The organism is Streptomyces dysideae (assembly GCF_001514305.1).
Classification (GTDB): domain Bacteria; phylum Actinomycetota; class Actinomycetes; order Streptomycetales; family Streptomycetaceae; genus Streptomyces; species Streptomyces dysideae.
The window spans coordinates 1-736 of the sequence record NZ_KQ949214.1 but is presented as its reverse complement, the minus strand read 5'-3'; the positions used below and the strand labels follow the sequence as shown (position 1 = coordinate 736).

General features: G+C 68.1%; 1 protein-coding gene. It reads right to left on the bottom strand.

The window, feature by feature from the left end; all coding sequences use genetic code 11:
* The coding region (locus AQJ91_RS48460) for an ATP-binding cassette domain-containing protein (RefSeq protein ID WP_067036863.1) at positions 1-736 on the bottom strand (736 nt) is incomplete at both ends.

The following is a 736-nucleotide window of genomic DNA, read 5'->3' as shown; positions in this document are numbered from 1 at the left end:
TCCTCTTCCGGGAGTTCCTCGACGTCGACGCCGCGGACCTGGGCCAGCTCGTGCTTGAGCGCGGCGAGTTCGGTGCCGCCGGCCATGTGGTTGGTCAGCTCTTCCAGGCTGACCTCGTCACGGGAGGCGTTGAGCTCCATGGTGCCGAGGCGCAGGACGCTGAAGTGGTCGCCGACCATGTAGGCGTGGTGGGGGTTGTGGGTGATGAAGATGACGCCGAGGCCGCGGTCGCGGGCGGCGGCGATGTACTTCAGGACCACGCCCGACTGTTTGACGCCGAGGGCGGCGGTGGGCTCGTCCAGGATCAGGACGCGGGCGCCGAAGTGGACGGCGCGGGCGATGGCCACACACTGGCGCTGGCCGCCGGAGAGGGTGCCGATGGGCTGTTCCAGGTTGTCCAGGACGATGCCCATGTTGCGGAGTTCCTCGTCCGCGGTCTTCTTCATCTTCTCGATGTCGAGGCGGCGCAGCGGCCAGGGGCCCTTGGTCAGCTCGGAGCCGAGGAAGAAGTTGCGCCACACCGGCATCAGCGGGACCACGGCGAGGTCCTGGTAGACGGTGGCGATGCCCTTGTCGAGGGCGTCACGCGGGGTGGTGAACCGTACCGGCCGGCCGTCGACGAGGAACTCGCCCTCGGTGTGCTGGTGCAGCCCGGAGATGATCTTGATGAGGGTGGACTTGCCCGCGCCGTTGTCGCCGAGCACGCAGGTGACCTGGCTGGGGAAGACCTTCAGGT